General features: G+C 60.8%; 24 protein-coding genes. 1 reads left to right on the top strand and 23 read right to left on the bottom strand.

Annotated elements, in window-relative coordinates; genetic code table 11:
• Window positions 1-17: 17 nt before the first annotated feature.
• The 21 genes from ACRESH_RS18185 to trmJ all read right to left on the bottom strand — a co-directional run bounded on the left by ACRESH_RS18185 (window position 18) and on the right by trmJ (window position 18,661).
• On the bottom strand, window positions 18-809 hold the full coding sequence (locus ACRESH_RS18185) for an amidohydrolase (protein WP_431743276.1): 792 nt from the start codon (window positions 807-809) through the stop codon (window positions 18-20).
• Complete coding sequence (locus ACRESH_RS18180) at window positions 797-1,945, bottom strand: pyridoxal phosphate-dependent aminotransferase (protein WP_431743275.1); 1,149 nt, start codon at window positions 1,943-1,945, stop codon at window positions 797-799. Before ACRESH_RS18180 ends, ACRESH_RS18185 begins: the two co-directional genes overlap by 13 nt.
• Before the next feature lie 171 nt (window positions 1,946-2,116).
• Window positions 2,117-3,577 (bottom strand): ribosome biogenesis GTPase Der, encoded by a 1,461-nt coding sequence (der, locus tag ACRESH_RS18175; protein WP_038614501.1) that lies wholly within the window; start codon window positions 3,575-3,577, stop codon window positions 2,117-2,119.
• A gap of 116 nt (window positions 3,578-3,693) precedes the next feature.
• Entirely contained in the window at window positions 3,694-4,836 is a 1,143-nt protein-coding gene (bamB, locus tag ACRESH_RS18170) for an outer membrane protein assembly factor BamB (protein ID WP_431743283.1), read from the bottom strand.
• Between the two features lies 1 nt (window position 4,837).
• Window positions 4,838-5,479 carry a YfgM family protein gene (locus ACRESH_RS18165; RefSeq protein ID WP_431743274.1) on the bottom strand — a complete coding sequence of 214 codons (642 nt, stop codon included), beginning with the start codon at window positions 5,477-5,479 and terminating at the stop codon, window positions 4,838-4,840.
• Between the two features lie 39 nt (window positions 5,480-5,518).
• Entirely contained in the window at window positions 5,519-6,808 is a 1,290-nt protein-coding gene (gene hisS, locus ACRESH_RS18160) for a histidine--tRNA ligase (protein WP_431743273.1), read from the bottom strand.
• A gap of 24 nt (window positions 6,809-6,832) precedes the next feature.
• Window positions 6,833-7,942, bottom strand: coding sequence for a flavodoxin-dependent (E)-4-hydroxy-3-methylbut-2-enyl-diphosphate synthase (gene ispG, locus ACRESH_RS18155; protein ID WP_431743272.1), 1,110 nt, complete (start codon window positions 7,940-7,942; stop codon window positions 6,833-6,835).
• 3 nt (window positions 7,943-7,945) lie between these two features.
• Complete coding sequence (locus ACRESH_RS18150) at window positions 7,946-8,962, bottom strand: RodZ domain-containing protein (RefSeq protein ID WP_431743271.1); 1,017 nt, start codon at window positions 8,960-8,962, stop codon at window positions 7,946-7,948.
• A complete protein-coding gene (pilW, locus tag ACRESH_RS18145) occupies window positions 8,962-9,720 on the bottom strand; it encodes a type IV pilus biogenesis/stability protein PilW (RefSeq protein ID WP_431743270.1) in 759 nt (252 codons plus the stop codon). Before pilW ends, ACRESH_RS18150 begins: the two co-directional genes overlap by 1 nt.
• A 13-nt stretch (window positions 9,721-9,733) precedes the next feature.
• Entirely contained in the window at window positions 9,734-10,879 is a 1,146-nt protein-coding gene (gene rlmN, locus ACRESH_RS18140) for a 23S rRNA (adenine(2503)-C(2))-methyltransferase RlmN (protein WP_431743269.1), read from the bottom strand.
• Between the two features lie 28 nt (window positions 10,880-10,907).
• Window positions 10,908-11,333, bottom strand: coding sequence for a nucleoside-diphosphate kinase (gene ndk / locus ACRESH_RS18135; RefSeq protein ID WP_007964426.1), 426 nt, complete (start codon window positions 11,331-11,333; stop codon window positions 10,908-10,910).
• 90 nt (window positions 11,334-11,423) lie between these two features.
• Window positions 11,424-11,624 carry a Fe-S cluster assembly protein IscX gene (iscX, locus tag ACRESH_RS18130; protein WP_028942766.1) on the bottom strand — a complete coding sequence of 67 codons (201 nt, stop codon included), beginning with the start codon at window positions 11,622-11,624 and terminating at the stop codon, window positions 11,424-11,426.
• Between the two features lie 14 nt (window positions 11,625-11,638).
• Window positions 11,639-11,980, bottom strand: a complete 342-nt coding sequence (gene fdx, locus ACRESH_RS18125; RefSeq protein WP_431743268.1) for an ISC system 2Fe-2S type ferredoxin — start codon at window positions 11,978-11,980, stop codon at window positions 11,639-11,641.
• Between the two features lie 3 nt (window positions 11,981-11,983).
• On the bottom strand, window positions 11,984-13,846 hold the full coding sequence (gene hscA, locus ACRESH_RS18120; protein WP_431743267.1) for a Fe-S protein assembly chaperone HscA: 1,863 nt from the start codon (window positions 13,844-13,846) through the stop codon (window positions 11,984-11,986).
• A gap of 42 nt (window positions 13,847-13,888) precedes the next feature.
• Window positions 13,889-14,410 carry a co-chaperone HscB gene (gene hscB / locus ACRESH_RS18115; protein WP_431743266.1) on the bottom strand — a complete coding sequence of 174 codons (522 nt, stop codon included), beginning with the start codon at window positions 14,408-14,410 and terminating at the stop codon, window positions 13,889-13,891.
• Between the two features lie 8 nt (window positions 14,411-14,418).
• Window positions 14,419-14,742 (bottom strand): iron-sulfur cluster assembly protein IscA, encoded by a 324-nt coding sequence (gene iscA, locus ACRESH_RS18110; protein WP_431743265.1) that lies wholly within the window; start codon window positions 14,740-14,742, stop codon window positions 14,419-14,421.
• 28 nt (window positions 14,743-14,770) lie between these two features.
• The gene (gene iscU / locus ACRESH_RS18105; protein ID WP_002552476.1) at window positions 14,771-15,157 is read right to left on the bottom strand and encodes a Fe-S cluster assembly scaffold IscU; all 387 of its coding nucleotides are present in this window, start codon (window positions 15,155-15,157) and stop codon (window positions 14,771-14,773) included.
• A gap of 46 nt (window positions 15,158-15,203) precedes the next feature.
• Window positions 15,204-16,418, bottom strand: a complete 1,215-nt coding sequence (locus ACRESH_RS18100; protein WP_431743264.1) for an IscS subfamily cysteine desulfurase — start codon at window positions 16,416-16,418, stop codon at window positions 15,204-15,206.
• Between the two features lie 42 nt (window positions 16,419-16,460).
• Entirely contained in the window at window positions 16,461-16,952 is a 492-nt protein-coding gene (gene iscR / locus ACRESH_RS18095; protein WP_038614519.1) for a Fe-S cluster assembly transcriptional regulator IscR, read from the bottom strand.
• Between the two features lie 152 nt (window positions 16,953-17,104).
• Window positions 17,105-17,887, bottom strand: coding sequence for a serine O-acetyltransferase (cysE, locus tag ACRESH_RS18090; RefSeq protein WP_431743263.1), 783 nt, complete (start codon window positions 17,885-17,887; stop codon window positions 17,105-17,107).
• Entirely contained in the window at window positions 17,888-18,661 is a 774-nt protein-coding gene (gene trmJ, locus ACRESH_RS18085) for a tRNA (cytosine(32)/uridine(32)-2'-O)-methyltransferase TrmJ (RefSeq protein WP_431743262.1), read from the bottom strand.
• A 145-nt stretch (window positions 18,662-18,806) separates the two neighbouring features.
• Here trmJ and suhB point away from each other — a divergent pair, with 145 nt between their 5' ends.
• Window positions 18,807-19,625, top strand: coding sequence for a type III secretion system regulator SuhB (gene suhB / locus ACRESH_RS18080; protein ID WP_431743261.1), 819 nt, complete (start codon window positions 18,807-18,809; stop codon window positions 19,623-19,625).
• Window positions 19,626-19,679: 54 nt separating this feature from the next.
• On the opposite strand, the gene ACRESH_RS18075 is transcribed toward suhB, so the two are convergent.
• Complete coding sequence (locus ACRESH_RS18075) at window positions 19,680-20,228, bottom strand: glycine zipper 2TM domain-containing protein (RefSeq protein ID WP_431743260.1); 549 nt, start codon at window positions 20,226-20,228, stop codon at window positions 19,680-19,682.
• Window positions 20,229-20,348: 120 nt separating this feature from the next.
• A complete protein-coding gene (secF, locus tag ACRESH_RS18070) occupies window positions 20,349-21,260 on the bottom strand; it encodes a protein translocase subunit SecF (protein WP_431743259.1) in 912 nt (303 codons plus the stop codon).
• Window positions 21,261-21,264: the final 4 nt, after the last annotated feature.

Below are 21,264 nucleotides of genomic sequence, written 5' to 3'. Positions count from 1 at the left end.
CAAGCCCGCGATTGCGGTCAATGCAGATCGAAAGTGTCAGCATCCAGATTAGCCGGGAAGCGCGTGCGGTAGGCCGCCAGGTCCGCCGCACTCAAGACCACCGTGAATACACCATCGGCCTCTCCCGCACTGAGCAGGCTCTCACCCTGAAAATCCAGCACCTGGCTGTCGCCGGAGTACGCAAAGCCCTTGCCGTCAGTGCCGACCCGATTCACCGCCGCCACGTAACACAGGTTCTCGATACCGCGTGCAGGCAACAAACGGTTCCAGTGCTGACGACGCGCCGCAGGCCAGTTGGCGGTATATAGCAACAGGTCGGTGTCCTGGGCATCGCGACTCCACACGGGGAAGCGCAGGTCGTAGCAAATCAGCGTGCGCACCCGCCAGCCCTTGACCTCGAACTGCACCTGGCGCTCGCCGGGGGTGTAGTGCTTGTGCTCGCCGGCCATGCGGAACAAGTGGCGCTTGTCATAGAACAGGATCTCACCGTCCGGGCGCGCCCACAGCAGGCGGTTGCGGTGACTGCCATCGGCGGCCTGGATAATCACACTGCCAGTGACCACAGCATCGAGCTTCTTCGCTTGGCTCTTGAGCCACTTGTAAGTCGGGCCATTCTCCGGCTCGGCCAAGCTCTCCGAATCCATTGAGAAGCCGGTGGTGAACATCTCCGGCAGGATTATCAGGTCGGCGCCACGGGCCTGCTCCAACAAGCTTTCAAAATGCTCATAGTTGGCCAGGCGGTCCTGCCAGGCCAGCGTTGTCTGTATCAGGGCGACTTTCAGGTTAGGCAGGGCACTCAGATCGCGCATAACTTCTCCGCTGCCTGACGCAGCGTCTCCTCGCGTTTGGCAAAACACAGGCGCACCAGGCGCTGCTCGGGAATGGGTTGCTGGTAGAACACCGAAACCGGGATGGTCGCTACACCGTGTTCACGGGTGAGCCAAAGGGACATCTCGACGTCGTTCAGGTCCGGGCGAATGGCTGAATAGTCGACCAGCTGGAAATAGGTACCGGGGCTGCGGGTGAACTGGAAACGTGAAGGTGCAAGCAGGTCGCAGAACAGGTCGCGCTTGGCCTGGTAGAACGCCGGGAGCTCTTCGACGTGTTCAGGGTGCTCAGCCATGAAATCGGCCAGGGCCCATTGCAGTGGGGTCACACCACAGAAGTTGACGTACTGATGGACCTTGCGCAATTCGCTGCTCAGGGCCGGCGGCGCGACCACATAACCGGTCTTCCAGCCCGTGACGTGATAGGTCTTGCCGAACGAGCTGATGACAAAGGCACGCTGGTACAGCGCTTCAACCGCCAGCACACTGGCGTGCTGCACACCGTCGAACACCAGATGTTCATAGACCTCGTCACTGATCAGGTAGATATCACGATCGGCGATCAACAGTGCCAGCTTGTCCAGATCATCACGGCTGAACAGCGCACCACTGGGGTTGTGCGGCGAGTTGAGGATGATCATCCGCGTACGCGGGCTCAGAGCATCGGTGAGCTTCTGCCAGTCGATGGCAAATTGACCGTCGGTGAGCTGGACATGCACGCAGCGTCCACCGGCCAGTTCAACCGAAGGCTCGTAACTGTCGTAGCACGGGTCGAAGACAATGACTTCATCACCACCACGAATAACCGCATGGATAGCACAGAAGATCGCTTCGGTGGCACCTGGGGTAATGGTGATCTCAGTATCAGCATCGACACTGACGCCATAGCTACGGGCGATTTTGCTCGCTACTTGCTGGCGCAACGCGGGTAAACCGGTCATCGGGCAATACTGGTTGTGTCCGGCACTGACATGCCGGCCTACCGCATCAAGCAGGGCCTGTGGGCCATTGAAATCGGGAAAACCCTGGGACAGGTTCAAGGCGCCGGTTTGCACGGCGAGCTGGGACATGGTGGTAAAGATGGTCGTGCCGACGTTCGGCAACTTGCTACTGATCATGAAGCCCTCTTTCCTGCTGAACAATCCGGCGGTCAGAGACCGAGCATAGCGGATTGAGTGGTCAGGAAAAAGGTGATGTAGGAGCCGGCGTTGCCGGCGATGCAAGGCATAGCCTTGCCAATAGCCCATCGCCGGCAAGGCCGGCTCCTACAGTTTCACAGGCCAGCAGAGTTAGCGCTTGTCCTTGCGCTTCTTCTCGGCTTTCTTGTGGTGCGACATCAAGCGGCGCTTCTTGTTGACCTGGCGGTCGGTCAAGGCGTTCTTGTTGCCTTCGTACGGGTTTTCGCCACCCTTGTACTCGATGCGAATCGGTGTACCGACCAGCTTGAGCACGCGGCGATAGGTGTTTTCCAGGTAGCGCGAGTAGGACTTGGGTACCTTCTCGACCTGGTTACCGTGGATCACGATGATCGGTGGGTTGGCGCCACCCAGGTGGGCGTAGCGCAGCTTGATCCGGCGACCGTTGACCATCGGCGGCTGGTGATCGCTGATCGCGTCTTCGAGGATCTGGGTCAGGCGGCTGGTCGGCCAGCGAGTGACCGCCGACTTGAAGGAGTTCTGCACCGACTGGTACAGGTTGCCCACGCCAGTGCCGTGCAACGCCGAAATGAAGTGGATGTCAGCGAAGTCGACGAAGAACAGCCGGCGTTCCAGCTCGGTCTTCACATAGTCACGCTCACCCGGCTGCATGCCATCCCACTTGTTCAGGGCGATGACGATGGCGCGACCGGCTTCCAGGGCAAAACCCAGCAGGTTCAGGTCATGGTCGACCACGCCTTCGCGGGCATCCATGACGAAGATGACCACGTTGGCGTCCTTGATCGCCTGCAGGGTCTTGACCACCGAGAACTTTTCAACTTCCTCGTGGATCTTGCCGCGCTTGCGCACGCCCGCCGTGTCGATCAGGGTGTACTTCTCTTCGTTACGCTCGAAGGGAATGTAGATACTGTCGCGGGTGGTACCTGGCTGGTCATAGACGATGACCCGGTCTTCACCCAGCATACGGTTGACCAGCGTCGACTTACCAACGTTTGGCCGGCCGATGATGGCGATCTTGATCCCGTCTTTTTCGCTAGGACCCGGAATGCGAACCGCTTCTTCGCCTTCGGCGACGTCGGTATCGATCTCTTCTACATTGTCCCGCGGGAAGTCGCTGAGCACGGCCTCCAGCAGGTTGTTGACGCCACGGCCCTGGGCGCCGGCCACACCAATGGCGTTACCCATGCCCAACGGCGAGAACTCGGCGATGGCGATCTGCGGATCGATGTTGTCGATCTTGTTCGCGACCAGGAAGGAACGCTTGTTGCGCTTGCGCAGGTGCTCGGAAATCATCTGGTCGGCGGCGGTCAGGCCCGCACGGGCGTCAACCAGGAACAGCACCACATCGGCTTCTTCGATGGCCAGCAGCGACTGCTCGGCCATTTTTTCGTCCATGCCGTGCTCGTCACCGGAAATACCACCGGTGTCGACCAGGATGTACGAACGGCCTTGCCAGCTCGCTTCACCGTACTGGCGGTCTCGGGTCAGCCCGGACAGGTCGCCGACGATAGCGTCGCGGGTCCTGGTCAGGCGGTTGAACATGGTGGATTTACCGACGTTCGGTCGGCCCACCAGGGCAATTACGGGAACCATGCGGCTCTCCACTTCATAAATTCGGAAAATACAAAGGCCGCTGCACTGCAGCGGCCGGAGTTCGAGCGGCACCCGAAGTGCCGCAGCCCGAGGCCTGCATGGCCTCAAGCATAGCCTCAGCGGATGGTCAGCGCCTCGAGCTTGCCGCTGTTGCCGTACACATAGATGGTGTCACCCACCACCAGCGGACGGGCGCGCAGGCCATCGCTGTCAATACGCTCACGACCGACGAAGCGGCCATCGACCTGGCTGAGCAGGTGCAGGTAGCCTTCCAGGTCACCTACCGCCACATAGCTGGAAAACACTTCCGGCGCCGACAGTTGGCGGCGCGCCAGCGAATCGTTGCTCCACAGGGCACTCGATGAGCGCTCGTCGATACCTTCCACGGTGCCCGAAGCCAGGCTCACATAGACGTTACCGAAGCCTTGGGCCACACCGGTGTAGCTGGAAGCATCGCGCTGCCACATCACCCGGCCGCTCTCCAGGTCCAGGCCGGCAACCCGACCCTGGTAGCTGGTCACGTAAAGGGTACCGCCAGACAACAGCAGACCACCGTCGATATCGACAACACGGTCAAGCTCCGAGCGACCTTGCGGGATAGCCACACGCTGCTCCCACACCGGCACACCGTTACGGGTATCCAGAGCGACGACCTTACCAGTCGACAGACCCGCAATGGCCAGATGGTTGGTCACGATCGGCGCACCGGTACCACGCAGGGTCAGTACCGCCGGGGTGCTTTCGTAGATCCAGCGGCGATCACCGGTGCTGGCATCCAGGCCGATCACACGGTCGTCCTGGGTCTGTACCACCACCACGTCACCGTTGCTGGAAGGCGGCGCCAGTACTTCACTGGTGACGCGCGAACGCCAGCGTTCTTCACCGCTGCTGGCATCCAGGGCGATCACTTCGCCTTTGAGCGTACCGAGCATGACCATGCCATACCCCACGCCGACAGCGCCGGAAACAGGCAATTCAAGATCCTTTTTCCAGGCCACGTCGCCGTTGTTGCGATCCATGGCCATCACCACGCCGGTGACATCGGCGGCGTAGATGCGATCATTCTCGATCGCCGGGACCAGCATGTTGAAGGATTCGCCCTGACCGTCACCGATCGAACGGCTCCATTGCTTCTTCAGGACCACCTCTTCGGTGAACTTGGTCAGCTCGGCCGGCGGCAATTCCTTTTTGCTGTTGCTGCTGCAACCCGCGGCCAGAATGGCCAGGGTCAGCACTGCTGCATGTTTCCAACCGATCACGTCACGCATCCCCTTTGGCCAGGTCGTCGAGCTTGAGTTGCAAGCCACCGATCGCGGCGTCATCAGACAGCGCGGCCTTGGCCTTTTCGTAAGCGCTATGAGCATCAGCCGCACGACCCAGCTGTACCAGCAGGTCGCCCTTGAGCTCTTCTCGGCTGGCCAGGAACGCTTTGTCGGCATCGCCGTCCAGCAGTTTCAGCGCCTCTTCCACCTTGCTCTGGGCGGCCAGGACACGGGCCAGACGCTGGCGGGCGATCTCGCCCAAGGTCGCGTCAGCCGGTTTGTCCACAACCGACTTGAGCTCGGCGGCGGCGTCATCCAGCTTGCCGGCCTCGACCGCGACCTTGGCCACGAACAGGCTGCCGTACTGGGCGTAGGCGGAACCGCCAAACTCGTTCTTGAGTTTGCCGGACAGCTCGGCGACCTTGGCCGCATCCGGCTCGCCGCTTGGCGTCAGGGTGGTTTCCAGCAGGGCCTGATAAAGGTTCGAGGCGCCTTGCGACTGGTTGCCCTGGTACTTCTGGAAGGCTTGCCAGCCAAACACTATCACCAGTGCCAGCAGACCGCCGGTTACCAGTGGCTTGCCATTACGCTGCCACCAGTCCTTGAATGCCGCCAGCTGTTCATCATCGGTACTCGACACCCCAATACTCCTTTTCACCAAATCGGCTGTTGACCCGCTTCACGCCTGCGCGAGGGAAGCTTCCAGGTGCTCTGCCAGAGCATCCCAGGCAATGTTTTGTTGTTCGCCCTGGCCACGCAGGGGTTTGAAACCTACCACTTGTTGCGCCAGTTCGTCGTCCCCCAGGATCAAGGCATACAGCGCAGCGCTCTTGTCGGCCTTCTTGAACTGACTCTTGAAGCTGCCAGCACCGGCATTGACCTGCAGACGCAGGTTCGGCAGGCGATCACGCAGACGCTCGGTCAGCGCCAGGCCTGCCAGCTCTGCCTGCTCACCGAAGGCGCACAGATAGACATCGACCTGACGGTTGATCGACTCCGGCACCTGCTCCAGGGTTTCCAGCAGCAGGATCAAACGTTCGATACCCATGGCAAAACCGACGCCCGGGGTTGGCTTGCCGCCCATCTGCTCGACCAGGCCGTCGTAACGACCACCGGCGCAGACAGTACCCTGGGAACCGAGCTTGTCGGTCACCCACTCGAACACGGTCTTGCTGTAGTAATCCAGGCCACGCACCAGCTTGGTATTGATCACGAACGGGATGCCGGCGGCATCCAGGCGAGCCTTGAGGCCATCGAAATGTACCCGCGACTCTTCGTCCAGGTAATCCTCAAGCTTCGGCGCGCCGACCAGCACCGCCTGGGTGTTGGCGTCCTTGCTGTCGAGGATGCGCAGCGGGTTGGTCTGCAAGCGACGCTGGCTGTCTTCGTCCAGCTGTTCCAGACGTGCCGAGAGAAACTCGACCAGCGCATCACGGTAGCGGGCACGGGCTTCGCTGGTGCCCAGGCTGTTGAGTTCAAGCTTGACCGCGTCACGGATGCCCAGCAGGCCCCACAGGCGCCAGGTGAGCACGATCAGCTCGGCGTCGATGTCCGGACCGTCGAGGTTGAAGACTTCAACACCGATCTGGTTGAACTGACGATAACGACCTTTCTGCGGGCGCTCGTGGCGGAACATCTGGCCGATGTACCAGAGTTTCTGCACTTGGCCACCGCCGCTGATGCCGTGTTCAAGCACGGCACGCACGCAGGCGGCGGTGCCTTCCGGACGCAGGGTCAGGGAGTCGCCGTTGCGGTCGGCGAAGGTGTACATCTCTTTTTCGACGATATCGGTCACTTCACCGATCGAGCGCTTGAACAGCTCGGTGAACTCGACGATCGGCGTGCGGATCTGACGATAGCCGTAGGTGTCCAGCAGGCCGGCCACGGTGCTCTCGAAATAGCGCCACAGCGGTGTCTGCTCGGGCAGGATGTCGTTCATGCCACGGATGGCTTGCAGCGATTTACTCACGAAAAATCCTTACGAATCTGGGTGTCAGCCACGGGCAATCAAAGCCGCGTCGGCTTCGGCCTTTTCGGCCGCTTTCTGGCGGATGAGTCTTTCCAGCTCATCGACCAGGTTGTCATTGGTCAGCTTCTGCGCAGGCTTGCCATCGATGTAGATCAGGTTCGGCGTACCGCCGGTCAGCCCTACATGGGCTTCCTTGGCTTCGCCCGGACCATTGACCACACAGCCGATTACGGCCACGTCCATTGGCACCAGCAAGTCTTCCAGGCGCCCTTCCAGTTCGTTCATGGTTTTGACCACATCGAAGTTCTGCCGCGAGCAGCTCGGGCAGGCAATGAAGTTGATACCACGCGAACGCAGGTGCAGGGACTTGAGGATGTCGTAACCGACCTTCACTTCCTCGACCGGATCTGCCGCCAGGGAGATGCGAATAGTATCGCCAATCCCTTCGGCAAGCAGCATACCGAGGCCGACCGCGGATTTCACTGTGCCCGAGCGCAGGCCACCGGCTTCGGTGATGCCCAGGTGCAGGGGCTGGATGATCTGCTTGGCCAGCAGGCGATAGGCTTCAACGGCCATGAACACGTCGGAGGCCTTGACGCTGACCTTGAAGTCCTGGAAATCCAGGCGATCGAGGTGCTCGACGTGACGCATGGCCGATTCGACCAACGCCGCCGGAGTCGGCTCGCCGTACTTTTTCTGCAGGTCCTTTTCCAGAGAACCGGCGTTAACGCCGATGCGGATCGGGATTCCGCGGTCACGGGCAGCATCGACGACCGCACGCACACGGTCTTCCCGACCGATATTGCCCGGGTTGATCCGCAGGCAGTCGACACCCAGCTCGGCCACACGCAACGCGATGCGGTAGTCGAAGTGGATATCAGCGACCAGCGGCACGCTGACCCGTTGCTTGATCCGCCCGAAGGCTTCGGCCGCATCCATGTCCGGTACCGAAACACGGACGATATCAACACCGGCATCAACCAGGCGATTGATCTGCGCTACGGTGGCGGCAACATCATTGGTGTCGGTGTTGGTCATGCTCTGGACGGCGATAGGGGCATCGCCGCCGACAGGTACATTACCCACCCAGATTTTTCGCGACTCGCGACGTTTGATCGGTGATTCGCCGTGCATGACTTATTGTCCCAACTTCAGGCGAGCAGTCTCGCCACTGGTGAACGGCGCAACGTCAACAGGCTGGCCGTTGTAGCTGACCTGCACGCCCCGGGCAAAGCCCAGGCGTACCGCAAACGGCGGTTTGCCGGTCAGGTCCAGGCTGTCGCCCTTGCGCTTGATGGCGCTGAACAGCACCTTGCCATTGCCGTCGGTGACCGAGGTCCAGCAATCGGCGGTGAATTGCATGTGCAACTGGCCACTGCCGACAGGCGCCGGGGTCGGGGCCACTGGCGCCGGTGTGGCGGCAGGTGCGGTCGCGACCACCACAGGGGTGGCAGGGGCTACAGGAACGGGCGCTGGCGCGGCAGCTACCGGGGCGACTGGCGCAACGGCGGGTGCGGCAGGGACAGCCGGGCTGCTGGCTGGCGCAGTCGCAGTCGCGGCCTCGGTCTGCTCGCTGGTTGCCGGGGCCTGCTCCAGATTCAGCGGGGTGCTTTGCGGTTGCTCGGCAGCGCTGACCGCTTGGTCTTCCGGCTCGTCCAGCGGATGAATCTGGGTGGTGCCGTCGGCGCTTTCGACCTCGACATGCTCCAGGGCCATGTTGACCAGGTCTTTGCTGCTCTGGCTGCCCTGGTCCTGCCACCAGAAGAAGCCGCCACCAATCACCACCACCAACAACAACAGGCTGACGACGCGCAAGATATTGTGCGACAGACGCACCGGTTCCTCGATGCGACCCAGCGCGTGCACGTCGCTGCCCTGGGCGTCGGTGCCGGTACACTGGTCGAAGGCTTGCACCAGGGCAGCCTGATCCATGTCCAGCAGCTTGGCATAGGCACGGATGTAGCCGCGGGCAAAGGTGTGCCCAGGCAGCTTGTCGAAGGCGCCGGCTTCAAGGTTGTTCAGGGAACTCACGGTCAGGTTGAGCTTGCGAGCCACTTCGGCCTGCGACCAGTCCCTGCTCTCACGGGCCTGACGCAGAGTTTCACCTGGATTCACGCGAGTCGCTGCTGCTACTTCGGGATGCGCCGCTTTCATCATTGCTCCGACAGGTATTGCTGATATTCCGGCGTACCGGGATAAAGTCGTTGTAATTGCAGGCCCAGATCGGCGGCCTTGTTCCGTTCTTCGAAGACATTGGCCAGGCGACTACCCAGCAATAAGCTGCGGGCACTGTGGTCGCTCAGCTGGCTGAAACGATCGTAGTAGTCGCGGGCCGGCACATAATGCCTGTCTTCGTAAGACAACTCAGCCATTTCCAACAACGCGCGTGGTTGCTGCTGGTTGAGTCGCAAAGCTTTTATCAGGTAATCCTGGGCCTGGTCGCGCTGGCCAAGCCGCAAGGCGGTCAGGCCTAGGCTCTCGAACACCCGTGAACGCTCAGGATACAGGGTATCGGCCGCAGCTTGGGCAAACATCTGCTGCGCCTGTGTGTATTGCCCCTGAGCATAAAGGAAACTGCCGTAATTGTTACGCGTGCGCGTATCGTCCGGGCGACTGGCCAGGGCCTTGCGGTAGTGCCTCTGGGCCAGTTCCGGCTCGTCTTCGGCCTGATACACCAAAGCCAGGGCAGCGTTTGCAGCGCCATCCTGGCTATTGAGATCAAGCGCCTTTTTCAGTGGCCCTTTGGCCTGTTCGGTCAAACCTTGTTGCAAATAACCCAACCCCAACTGCACATAGGCCTGCCCGGCCTGCGCACGCCCCTCGCGGCTCGCCAGCGCGTCCGAACTCCCGCCGGACACGCAGCCTGCAAGCAGGGCGAGCGACAGGATCGACAGCGCGACGCGCAAGGTCATGGAGTTCCTCTCTTCAGTTGCGAACGGCGCTGTCTTGCATTTCACCGTCGGCGTTCAGCTGACGCACGGCAATATAGCGCTCGCTGCGGCGGGTACGGTCCATCACCTGACCTACCAGTTGGCCACAGGCCGCATCGATGTCTTCACCACGGGTGGTGCGCACCGTCACGTTGTAGCCGGCATGATGCAGGTGGTCCTGGAAACGACGGATGGCGTTATTGCTCGGCCGCTCATAACCGGAATGCGGGAACGGGTTGAACGGGATCAGGTTGATCTTGCACGGCACGCTCTTGAGCAGCTCGGCCATTTCCACGGCGTGTTCGAGCTTGTCGTTGACATCCTTGAGCAGGGTGTACTCGATGGTCAGTACGCGCTTCTCGCCCAGCTCGGACATGTAGCGCATGCACGATTCGAGCAGGACCTTGAGCGGGTATTTCTTGTTGATCGGCACCAGTTCGTTACGCAGCGCATCGTTAGGCGCATGCAGCGACAGGGCCAGGGAGACGTCGATGTGCTTGGCCAGCTCATCGATCATCGGCACCACGCCGGAGGTGGACAGGGTCACCCGGCGCTTGGAAATACCATAGCCGAGGTCGTCCATCATCAGGTGCATGGCGGCGACCACGTTGTCGAAGTTCAGCAACGGCTCACCCATGCCCATCATCACCACGTTGGTGATGGCGCGGTCGATGGTGGCGGGAATACTGCCGAACGACTTGTTGGCAATCCACACCTGGCCGATGACTTCAGCGGCGGTGAGGTTGCTATTGAATCCTTGCTTGCCGGTGGAGCAGAAACTGCAGTCCAGGGCGCAACCGGCCTGGGACGAGACACACAAGGTGCCACGCTTGCCCTGGGGGATGTACACGGTCTCGACGCAGCTGCCGGACGCCACGCGCACCACCCATTTACGGGTGCCGTCGCTGGAGATGTCCTCGCTGACCACTTCCGGACCGCGAATTTCGGCAACAGCCTTGAGCTTTTCGCGCAAGGCCTTGCCGACATTCGTCATGGCGTCGAAATCATCGACGCCAAAGTGGTGAATCCATTTCATTACCTGACCGGCACGGAAACGCTTCTCCCCGATAGAGTCGAAGAATTTTTCCATTTCCGGCTGGGTCAGCCCCAACAGGTTAGTTTTGCCAGTCGATGTCGTCATGGATTCACCCTCACCCGTAAGCTTTCGCTTAGCGAGTGGTTACCTCGGTAGCTGCGAAGAAGTACGAGATTTCGCGAGCAGCAGCGGCTTCGGAGTCCGAACCGTGAACGGCGTTGGCGTCGATGGACTCGGCGAAGTCAGCACGGATGGTGCCGGCAGCAGCTTCTTTAGGGTTGGTAGCGCCCATCAGCTCACGGTTCAGAGCGATAGCGTTTTCGCCTTCCAGAACCTGAACAACAACAGGACCGGAGATCATGAAGGCAACCAGGTCACCGAAGAAACCGCGCTCTTTGTGCTCGGCGTAGAAGCCTTCGGCTTCGGCTTTGGACAGTTGCTTGAGTTTCGAAGCAACGACGCGCAGGCCGGCTTTTTCGAAACGGGTGGTGATCTCACCGATCACGTTCTTGGCAACGGCGTCAGGCTTGATGATCGAGAAAGTACGTTGAACAGCCATGGAAAACTCCAGAAACAGTAAGTGAAGCGAAAAATTAAACCCGCGAATTATACGCGGGTTCCGGGGGATTGCCTAACCTGCCGAGCGCGCTCAGTCGGCTTCTTCGATCCAGGCCGCCTGGATGGCTTCGAGAACCTTCTCGCCGCCACGTTGCGGATCGTCGCTGAATTCCGGCAATGCCAGCACCCACTGGTGCAGATCGACGAAATTCACATAACGAGGATCGACTTCCGGCTTGCTTTCGGCAAGCTGGATTGCAATTTCAAGTACATCAACCCATTTCAGACTCATGATGGCTCCCTGAATCAGTGCGGCGCTTCGGCGGCCAAGTTGATCGTGTACTTCGGAATCTCGATGGTCAGGTCGTCCTCACCAACGAGCACCTGGCAAGCCAGGCGCGACTGGCGCTCCAGCCCCCAGGCCTTGTCGAGCATGTCTTCTTCGAGCTCGTCGGCTTCCTTGAGCGAATCGAAGCCTTCACGCACGATGCAATGGCAGGTGGTGCAAGCACACACGCCGCCACAGGCGCTTTCCATCTCGATGTGGTGTTCGTGGGCCAACTCCAGGATGTTGGTGCCCGGCGCCACCTCCACCACCAGCCCTTCCGGGCAGAACTTTTCGTGGGGCAGAAAAATCACCTGCGGCATCAGTTATTCCTCAATCTCATTCAGGTTGCGCCCGGCCAACGCGGCTTTTACCGTCGAATCAAGGCGACGGGCGGCAAAGGCATCGGTCACCTGCGACAGACGCCTGGTCTGCTGCTCGATGGCTGCGCCATCGGTGCCGTTGATCAAATCACGCAAGTCTTGCATCTGTTGTCCGATGGCCAGGCGCTCTTCGGCGTCCAGCAGGCGTTCGCCATCGGCATCCAGGGCGCCCTGCACGGCTTCGAGCAGACGCTCGGCGTCGACCTGGTGCTCACGCAACTGGCGCGCCACCTTGTCCAGGCCTGCATGCTCGAAGGAGTCCTTGAGCATACGGGCGATCTCGCCGTCGGTCAGGCCGTAGGACGGCTTGACCTGGATGCTTGATTCGACCCCCGAACCCAGCTCGCGCGCCGAAACGCTGAGCAGGCCGTCGGCATCGACCTGGAAGGTCACACGAATCTTCGCCGCACCGGCAACCATCGCCGGAATGCCACGCAGCTCGAAGCGCGCCAGCGAGCGACAGTCACTGATCAGCTCACGCTCGCCTTGCAGCACGTGGATCATCATGGCCGCCTGGCCATCTTTATAGGTGGTGAACTCCTGGGCACGGGCGACCGGGATGGTGGTATTGCGCGGAATCACCTTTTCCATCAACCCGCCCATGGTTTCAAGCCCCAGGGACAGCGGAATCACGTCGAGCAGCAGCAGTTCGCCACCATCGCGGCGATTGCCGGCCAGGGTATCGGCCTGGATTGCGGCCCCGATGGCGACCACCTGATCCGGGTCGATTTCGGTCAGCGGGGTACGGCCAAACAATGCACCGACGGCCTCGCGCACACGCGGCACACGGGTAGAACCACCGACCATGACCACTGCACCGACCTCTTCGAGCTCGATGCCGCTGTCACGCACAGCGCGACGGCAGGCCTTGAGACTTCGGGCAACCATTGGCTCGATCAGCGCATCAAAGGCACTGCGGGTCAGCTCGGCCTGCCAGTTGCCATAGGCGACCGACACCGAATCAGCATCAGTCAGGGCCTCCTTGGCCGCGCAGGCGGTTTGCAGCAGCTGCCGCTGGGCACCCGGATCAAGATCCGAGGACAAGTCGGCCTGCTCGACGATCCAACTGGCAATCGCATGGTCGAAGTCGTCGCCGCCCAAGGCGCTGTCGCCACCGGTGGCCAACACTTCAAAGACGCCGCCGGTCAGGCGCAGGATCGAGATATCAAAGGTACCGCCACCCAGGTCATAGATGGCCACCAGGCCTTCGGCATTCTGGTCCAGACCGTAGGCAACGGCCGCTGCGGTAGGCTCATTGAGCAGACGCAACACGTTCAGCCCGGCCAGACGCGCGGCATCTTTGGTGGCCTGACGCTGAGCGTCGTCGAAATAGGCAGGAACCGTGATGACCGCACCGACCAGCTCGCCACCCAGGGTCTCTTCCGCGCGTTGGCGCAGGACCTTGAGGATATCGGCCGAGACCTCTACCGGGCTTTTCGGGCCCTGGACAGTGTCAATGAACGGCATGTGCGATTCACCGCCGACAAAGCGGTACGGCAGTTGCTCGCCCAGCTGCTTGACGTCCGCCAGGCCACGGCCCATCAAGCGCTTGACCGACAGCACGGTATTGAGCGGGTCACTGGAAGCGGCATCACGCGCCACCTGACCGACATCAATGCGGTCGGCGTGGTAACGCACCGCCGAAGGCAGGATGACCCGGCCCTGGGCGTCAGGCAGGGGCTCGCTACGGCCGCTGCGCAGGGCTGCAACCAGGGAGTTGGTGGTACCAAGGTCAATACCCACCGCCAGGCGACGCTGGTGCGGCTGAGGGCTCTGACCGGGTTCGGCGATCTGCAGTAGGGCCATGCTTATCTGAATACCAGGGGCGCCGCCAAAGGCAGCGTCGGGTTAATCGTCGAGGCGCTCTTCCAACTGGCGCACTTCATAGGCGAGCTTGTCGAGAAACTGCATGCGGCGCATCAGGCGTTCGGCCTGTTCGCGCTGCGCAGGATCATTCCAGCAGGCGGCGAAGTCCTCGTTGAGCGCTTCCTGGGCGCCTTTCAAGCGGCGCTTGAAGGTGGCAACGCCATCGAGGTCGGCACTGTCCTGCAGGTCTTCGAGCTCTTCGCGCAATTGCATCTGCTGCAGCAGGAACTCGGGATCGTGGACGGTGACTTCCTGCGGCACTTCGGCGCCGCTGATAGCCAACAGGTAGCGGGCACGCCGGGGCGCGCTCTTGAGTGTCTGGTAGGCTTCGTTCAGCGCAGCCGAGCGCTCCAGCGCAATGCGCTGTTCACGTTCGGAAGCATCGGCGAAGCGATCCGGATGGACCTCGCGGGCCAGCTCGCGATAGCGAACGGCCAACTTGTCGAGGTCCAGGCGGAAGCCAGGTTGCAGGTCAAACAAGGCGAAATGACAAGGAATACCCACGCGCAGCCTCAGACGTTGAAGCTTTCGCCGCAGCCACACTCACCGCGAACGTTGGGGTTGTTGAACTTGAAGCCTTCGTTCAACCCTTCCTTGACGAAATCCAGCTCGGTACCGTCGAGGTAGGCCAAGCTTTTCGGATCGATGATGACCTTCTCGCCATGGCTTTCGAAGACCTGGTCTTCGTCGTCCGGCTGGTCGACGAACTCCAGCACATAGGCCAGGCCCGAGCAACCGGTGGTACGCACGCCAAGGCGAATACCAACACCCTTGCCGCGTCCTTCAAGAGAGCGCCGCACGTGGTTGGCGGCGGCTTCTGTCATGCTGATAGCCATCGAGACTCCTTACCTGCAACAGGCGAACTTAGAGCAAACCTTTCTTCTGCTTGTAATCGCGCACGGCCGCCTTGATGGCGTCCTCGGCGAGTACCGAGCAGTGGATTTTCACTGGCGGCAACGCCAGTTCTTCGGCCAGCTGGGTGTTCTTGATGGTTTCGGCTTCGTCCAGCGTCTTGCCCTTCATCCACTCAGTGGCCAGGGAGCTGGAGGCGATGGCCGAACCACAGCCGTAGGTCTTGAACTTGGCATCTTCGATGACGCCCTGCTCGTTGACCTTGATCTGCAGGCGCATTACGTCGCCGCACGCCGGGGCGCCGACCATGCCGGTGCCGACGTCCGGGTCCTCGGCATTCATCTTGCCGACGTTACGCGGGTTTTCGTAGTGGTCGATGACCTTTTCACTGTATGCCATGGTGCAATTCCTTCCTCATCAGAGAGCCGCTCTTGCCGGCGACTACTTAGTGCGCAGCCCACTCAATCTTGGAGATGTCGACGCCGTCTTTGAACATATCCCACAGCGGCGACAGTTCGCGCAGCTTGGTCACGGCCTCGCATACCTTCTGCGCGGCGTAGTCGATTTCTTCTTCGGTGGTGAAACGACCGAAGGTGAAGCGGATAGAGCTGTGTGCCAGTTCGTCGTTGCGGCCCAGGGCGCGCAGTACGTAGGACGGCTCAAGCGATGCCGAGGTACAGGCCGAACCGGAAGACACTGCCAGGTCCTTGAGGGCCATGATCAGCGACTCGCCTTCAACGTAGTTGAAGCTCAGGTTCAGGTTGTGCGGGATACGCGCGGTCATGCTGCCGTTGATGTACAGCTCTTCCAGGCCTTCGACCTGCTTGTAGAAGCGCTCGCTCAGGACCTTGATGCGCAGGTTCTCGCTGGCCATCTGCTCTTTGGCGATCGCAAAAGCTTCGCCCATGCCGACGATCTGGTGGGTAGCCAGGGTGCCCGAACGCATGCCGCGCTCGTGACCGCCGCCATGCATGGTCGCTTCCAGGCGCACGCGAGGCTTGCGGCTGACGTACAGCGCGCCGATACCTTTAGGGCCATAGGTCTTGTGAGCGGAGAACGACATCAGGTCGACTTTCAGCTTCTGCAGGTCGATTTCGACCTTGCCAGTCGACTGAGCGGCGTCGACGTGGAACATGACGCCGCGTGCGCGGGTCAACTCGCCGATGGCAGCGATGTCGTTGATGGTGCCGATTTCGTTGTTCACGTGCATGATCGACACCAGGATAGTGTCGTCACGCAGGGCTGCTTCAACCATGGCCGGGGTGATCAGGCCATCGGCGCCTGGCTCGATGTAGGTGACTTCGAAGCCTTCACGCTCCAGCTGACGAGTGCTGTCCAGAACAGCCTTGTGCTCGATCTTGGAGGTGATCAGGTGCTTGCCCTTGGTGCTGTAGAAGTGCGCGATACCCTTGATTGCCAGGTTGTCGGACTCGGTGGCACCGCTGGTCCAGACAATTTCCCGCGGGTCGGCATTAACCAGGTCGGCGACCTGGCGACGAGCGTTCTCGACCGCTTCTTCGGCTTTCCAGCCAAACACGTGGGAACGCGACGCCGGGTTACCGAAGTTTCCGTCGACCAGCAGGCAGTCGCTCATCTTCTGGGCAACGCGCGGGTCGACCGGTGTGGTCGCGGAGTAATCGAGGTAGATCGGCAACTTCATTGAATATCTCCTATCAGGCGGTCGCGCCGCGCGTCGAAACGGTCATTCGACGGCTGACGTCTCAATCTTGTCCAGCTGCGGTGCCCGGCCTGCAATACGACGCAGGTCCTGGCGCTGGGCGACTTCTTGCACCTCACGGCGGGTAACAAGGTCAGCCAGGCTGATGCCGCTGAGAAACTCGTGAATCTGCTGACTCAGGTCACACCACAAGTGGTGGGTCAGGCAGGTATCGCCGGCGTGGCAATCACCCAGGCCCTGGCAGCGTGTGGCGTCGACCGATTCATTGACCGCGTCGATGACCTGGGCGACCTGAATGCTCTCCATGCTTCGCGACAGCTGATAGCCGCCGCCAGGGCCGCGCACGCTGGAAACCAGGCTGCTGCGGCGCAGCTTTGCAAACAGCTGCTCCAGATAAGAGAGGGAGATGCCTTGGCGCTCGGAAATGTCGGCCAGAGACACCGGCCCATGCTGCGCGTGTAACGCCAGGTCGAGCATGGCAGTCACGGCGTATCGGCCTTTTGTAGTCAGTCGCATGGCTAGTAGGTACCACGGGGTTACGGGATGGGAGCGAGTATGCTATTCCCGAGCATTTAAGTCAACTATAAGACCTAGTGCTTTAGTCGGGTTTACCGCAAGACGGCGGCCGAATGATAGCAAACTAAGGGGCGCCTGCGCACGCCCTTCTGTCAATGTTTCGGCGCGTCGCTGCGGGCTTCGCTCTTGATCTCGGCGAAGTCCTCTTCACGTAGTGTCGGCAGGTCCTTGGCGCAGTAGTCACTGCCGAGATCCTTCAGCGCGCCGCACATGCCTTCCAGGCGGCCATCGACCGCCTGCAGATGGTCGAGCAGCCGACCAATGGCGCGGGCCACCGGGTCGGGCATGTCCTCGCTGACGCCATAAGCATCGAAACCGATCTTCTCGGCCATGGCCTTGCGCTTGGCTTCGACCTCGGCGTCGGTCTTGACAATGATCCGCCCAGGAATACCCACCGCGGTGGCGCCAGCCGGCACCGCCTTGGTGACCACAGCGTTAGAGCCGATCTTGGCCCCGGCACCAACAGTAAAAGGCCCCAGCACCTTGGCTCCGGCACCCACCACGACACCATCTTCCAGGGTCGGATGGCGCTTGCCCTTGTTCCAGCTGGTGCCGCCCAGGGTCACGCCCTGGTACAAGGTGACATCATCACCGATCTCGGCCGTTTCACCGATGACGATGCCCATGCCGTGGTCAATAAAGAAGCGCCGACCAACCTTGGCGCCAGGGTGGATCTCTATACCGGTCATCCAGCGCGCGAAGTTCGATACCAGCCGGGCCAGCCACTTCCAGTCACGCCTCCACAGCGCATGTGCCGCCCGATGCAGCCAGATCGCATGCATGCCCGGGTAGCAGGTCAGCACATCAAAGGCATTGCGCGCCGCCGGGTCACGATGGAAAACGCTGTGGATATCTTCACGCAGACGCTCGAACATTTACTGATCCTTGCGCTTATGCGGCTCGCCACGGGCCACTTTCTGGGTTTCCGTGAGGATGCCGCGCAAAATACTCATTTCCGAACGATTAACCGAGCTGCGCCCATACAGCCGACGCAAACGTGGCATCAGGTGCTTGGGCTTCTCCGGGTCGAGGAAACCGATGTCGACCAGGGTCTTTTCCAGGTGCTCGTAGAACAGTTCCATTTCATCCATGGTCGCCAGCTCGCTACTGCGCACTGACGTCACCTCGAACTTCTCCACCTTCGATGGTTGCCCTTCGGCGGCCAGCCAGGCCATGCGCACTTCGTAAGCCAGCACCTGCACCGCAGCACCGAGATTCAGCGAGCTGAAATCCGGGTTCGACGGGATATGCACGTGAAAGTGGCAGCGCTGCAGCTCTTCGTTGGTCAGACCGGCATACTCACGACCAAACACCAGGGCGATCTCTTCACCTTGGGCGGCGCGCTCGATGACCTTGCTGGCGCATTCACGCGGGTCGACCAGCGGCCAGGGGATGCGTCGCTCTCGAGCACTGGTGCCGAACACCAGATTGCAGCCGACCAACGCCTCTTCAAGAGTGGCGACCACTTGCGCCCCCACCAGCACATCATTGGCCCCCGACGCACGGGCATCAGCCTCGTGAGAAGGGAAATCCTGCGGGTCAACCAGCACCAGGCGCGACAAGCCCATGTTTTTCATGGCACGCGCAGCGCCGCCGATATTGCCGGGGTGGCTGGTATTGACCAGAACAACACGAATATTTTGCAGCAAGGCGAGCGCTCACAGACATGGAAAAGAGGGAGCAAATCTTACAGAACACACCGACTTTACGCTACGAAAGCAAATGTCACCCTTCTTCGCGCAAAGTTTTCTGCTAGAATGTTCGGCTTTCTTTAACGACCCAGGTGAAACGTCCATGCAGCCCATGCTGAATATCGCGCTGCGCGCCGCCCGCAGCGCCAGTGAATTGATTTTCCGCTCCATCGAGCGCCTGGATACCATCAAGGTTGATGAAAAAGACGCCAAGGATTACGTCTCGGAAGTCGATCGCGCCGCAGAGCAGAAAATCATCGACGCCCTGCGCAAGGCCTACCCGAACCACTCCATCTACGGCGAGGAAACCGGTCTGCATGCCGGCAGCGGCGAAGAAGGCAAGGACTACCTGTGGATCATCGACCCACTGGACGGCACCACCAACTTCCTGCGTGGCGTTCCGCACTTTGCTGTCAGCATTGCCTGCAAATACCGCGGCCGCCTTGAGCACGCCGTGGTACTGGACCCTGTCCGCCAGGAAGAATTCACCGCCAGCCGCGGCCGCGGCGCCCAACTGAACGGTCGTCGCCTGCGCGTCAGCCCTCGTACCAGCCTGGAAGGTGCACTGCTGGGCACCGGCTTCCCGTTCCGTGATAACCAGATGGCCGACCTGGACAACTACCTGGGCATGTTCCGCGCCCTGGTCGGCCAGACTGCCGGCATCCGTCGCGCCGGCGCTGCCAGCCTGGACCTGGCCTACGTGGCTGCCGGCCGCTTCGACGCCTTCTGGGAGTCGGGCCTGTCGGAATATGACATGGCTGCGGGCGCACTGCTGATCCAGGAAGCGGGCGGCCTGGTGAGCGACTTCACCGGTGGCCACGACTTCCTCGAGAAGGGCCATATCGTTGCTGGCAACACCAAGTGCTTCAAGGCCGTCTTGACCGCTATCCAGCCGCACCTGCCTGCCTCGATGAAACGCTAAGTCTCATCGAGCACAAAAAAGCACCCCTCGGGGTGCTTTTTTATTGCCTGCGGGTTACTGCCCTGGCTGTGCCTGGCTCAGCACCAGCTTGCCCTCTTTATCCAGCGGGATCTGCGCGCCCGGGTCACGATCCATACGGACCTGCCCAACCTTATCGCCAATCGAATACTTCACGTCATAGCCAACCACCTTCTCACTCAGGTCATTGACCGTGTTGCAGCGAGTCTGCGTGGTGGTGTAGCTATCACGCTCCTGCATGCCTTCCTGCACCTTGTTACCGGCATAACCACCACCGACCGCACCGGCCACCGTGGCAATCTTCTTGCCAGTACCGCCACCGATCTGGTTACCCAGCAGGCCACCCGCCACAGCACCCAGCACGGTACCGGCAATCTGATGCTGGTCCTTCACCGGCGCCTGGCGCGTAACAGTCACGTCCTTGCACACTTCTCGCGGCGTCTTGACGGTCTGCTTGACCGGTTGCACCGCCAGCACTTCAGCGTATTGCGGCCCACTCTTGACCAGGTTGTAGGTGGCTACAGCACCTCCGGCGGTCACACCGACAGCACCCAGAACCGCACCCACCAGCATCGACTTGTTCATGTGAACCTCCTGATCGTACCTGCAGGACAAAGCCTGCCTTCTCCCTGCCTTGGAGCATAAAAAAAGGCGCGAGTTCAATACTCGCGCCTTCTTCTACGACAAACAGCGTGGGAGAAACCCTTATGGAAGTTCGTCCACGCCCTCGGCCTTAGCAGGAGGAATCAGGTCTTCGCTGCTCAGGTTCAACCAGATCAGCACCACGTTGGCGATGTAGATCGACGAGTAAGTACCCGCCATGACCCCGATGAACAGTGCCAGCGAAAAGCCCCACAGGTTGTCGCCACCGAAGAACAACAGCGCAGCAATGGCCAACAGGGTCGATACCGACGTGGCGATGGTGCGCAGCAGGGTCTGTGTGGTCGAGATGTTGATGTTCTCGATCAGCGAAGCCTTGCGCAGCACCCGGAAGTTCTCACGCACCCGGTCGAACACGACGATGGTGTCGTTGAGCGAGTAACCGATGATCGCCAGTACCGCCGCCAGCACCGTCAGGTCGAAGGTGATCTGGAAGAACGACAGGATACCCATGGTCACGACCACGTCGTGCACCAGCGAAAGGATCGCACCCAAGGCGAACTTCCACTGAAAGCGGAATGCCAGGTAAATCATGATGCCGCCCAGGGCCAGCAACATACCCAGGCCACCCTGGTCGCGCAGCTCTTCACCAACCTGCGGACCCACGAATTCGACGCGTTTGACCACGGCCGGGTTGTCAGTGCTGACCTTCTGCAGCGCCTCGGAAACGCGGTTACCCAGCATCGGATCATCGCCCGGCATACGCACCAGCAGGTCGGTGGTAGCACCAAAGCTCTGCACCACGGCATCCTGGAAGCCAGCCTTGACCAGCTCTTCACGGACCTGGCCAAGGTTGGCCGGACGCTCGTAGGTCAGCTCGATAAGCGTACCGCCGGTGAAGTCCAGGCCAAAGTTGAGTCCTTTATAGAACCAACTGAACAGCGCCAGCACGGTAAGAAGCAGGGTGACGCCGAACGCAACGTTGCGCACACCCATGAAGTTAATGGTACGTAACATGGCA

Source organism: Pseudomonas sp., assembly GCF_050739775.1.
Taxonomy (GTDB): domain Bacteria; phylum Pseudomonadota; class Gammaproteobacteria; order Pseudomonadales; family Pseudomonadaceae; genus Aquipseudomonas.
Note: the sequence above shows the minus strand (reverse complement) of the source record. Positions and strands in the feature narration are given on the sequence as shown.

What these genes read in the sequence shown, in the direction of transcription:
- ACRESH_RS18185 (WP_431743276.1), bottom strand. Translation starts at nt 809, where the DNA reads ATGCGCGATCTGAGTGCCCTGCCTAACCTGAAAGTCGCCCTGATACAG.
- ACRESH_RS18180 (WP_431743275.1), bottom strand. Translation starts at nt 1,945, where the DNA reads ATGATCAGTAGCAAGTTGCCGAACGTCGGCACGACCATCTTTACCACC.
- der (WP_038614501.1), bottom strand. Translation starts at nt 3,577, where the DNA reads ATGGTTCCCGTAATTGCCCTGGTGGGCCGACCGAACGTCGGTAAATCC.
- ispG (WP_431743272.1), bottom strand. Translation starts at nt 7,942, where the DNA reads ATGCACGGCGAATCACCGATCAAACGTCGCGAGTCGCGAAAAATCTGG.
- ACRESH_RS18150 (WP_431743271.1), bottom strand. Translation starts at nt 8,962, where the DNA reads ATGAAAGCGGCGCATCCCGAAGTAGCAGCAGCGACTCGCGTGAATCCA.
- pilW (WP_431743270.1), bottom strand. Translation starts at nt 9,720, where the DNA reads ATGACCTTGCGCGTCGCGCTGTCGATCCTGTCGCTCGCCCTGCTTGCA.
- rlmN (WP_431743269.1), bottom strand. Translation starts at nt 10,879, where the DNA reads ATGACGACATCGACTGGCAAAACTAACCTGTTGGGGCTGACCCAGCCG.
- ndk (WP_007964426.1), bottom strand. Translation starts at nt 11,333, where the DNA reads ATGGCTGTTCAACGTACTTTCTCGATCATCAAGCCTGACGCCGTTGCC.
- iscX (WP_028942766.1), bottom strand. Translation starts at nt 11,624, where the DNA reads ATGAGTCTGAAATGGGTTGATGTACTTGAAATTGCAATCCAGCTTGCC.
- fdx (WP_431743268.1), bottom strand. Translation starts at nt 11,980, where the DNA reads ATGCCGCAGGTGATTTTTCTGCCCCACGAAAAGTTCTGCCCGGAAGGG.
- hscA (WP_431743267.1), bottom strand. Translation starts at nt 13,846, where the DNA reads ATGGCCCTACTGCAGATCGCCGAACCCGGTCAGAGCCCTCAGCCGCAC.
- iscA (WP_431743265.1), bottom strand. Translation starts at nt 14,742, where the DNA reads ATGGCTATCAGCATGACAGAAGCCGCCGCCAACCACGTGCGGCGCTCT.
- iscU (WP_002552476.1), bottom strand. Translation starts at nt 15,157, where the DNA reads ATGGCATACAGTGAAAAGGTCATCGACCACTACGAAAACCCGCGTAAC.
- ACRESH_RS18100 (WP_431743264.1), bottom strand. Translation starts at nt 16,418, where the DNA reads ATGAAGTTGCCGATCTACCTCGATTACTCCGCGACCACACCGGTCGAC.
- iscR (WP_038614519.1), bottom strand. Translation starts at nt 16,952, where the DNA reads ATGCGACTGACTACAAAAGGCCGATACGCCGTGACTGCCATGCTCGAC.
- cysE (WP_431743263.1), bottom strand. Translation starts at nt 17,887, where the DNA reads ATGTTCGAGCGTCTGCGTGAAGATATCCACAGCGTTTTCCATCGTGAC.
- suhB (WP_431743261.1), top strand. Translation starts at nt 18,807, where the DNA reads ATGCAGCCCATGCTGAATATCGCGCTGCGCGCCGCCCGCAGCGCCAGT.
- ACRESH_RS18075 (WP_431743260.1), bottom strand. Translation starts at nt 20,228, where the DNA reads ATGAACAAGTCGATGCTGGTGGGTGCGGTTCTGGGTGCTGTCGGTGTG.
- secF (WP_431743259.1), bottom strand. Translation starts at nt 21,260, where the DNA reads ATGTTACGTACCATTAACTTCATGGGTGTGCGCAACGTTGCGTTCGGC.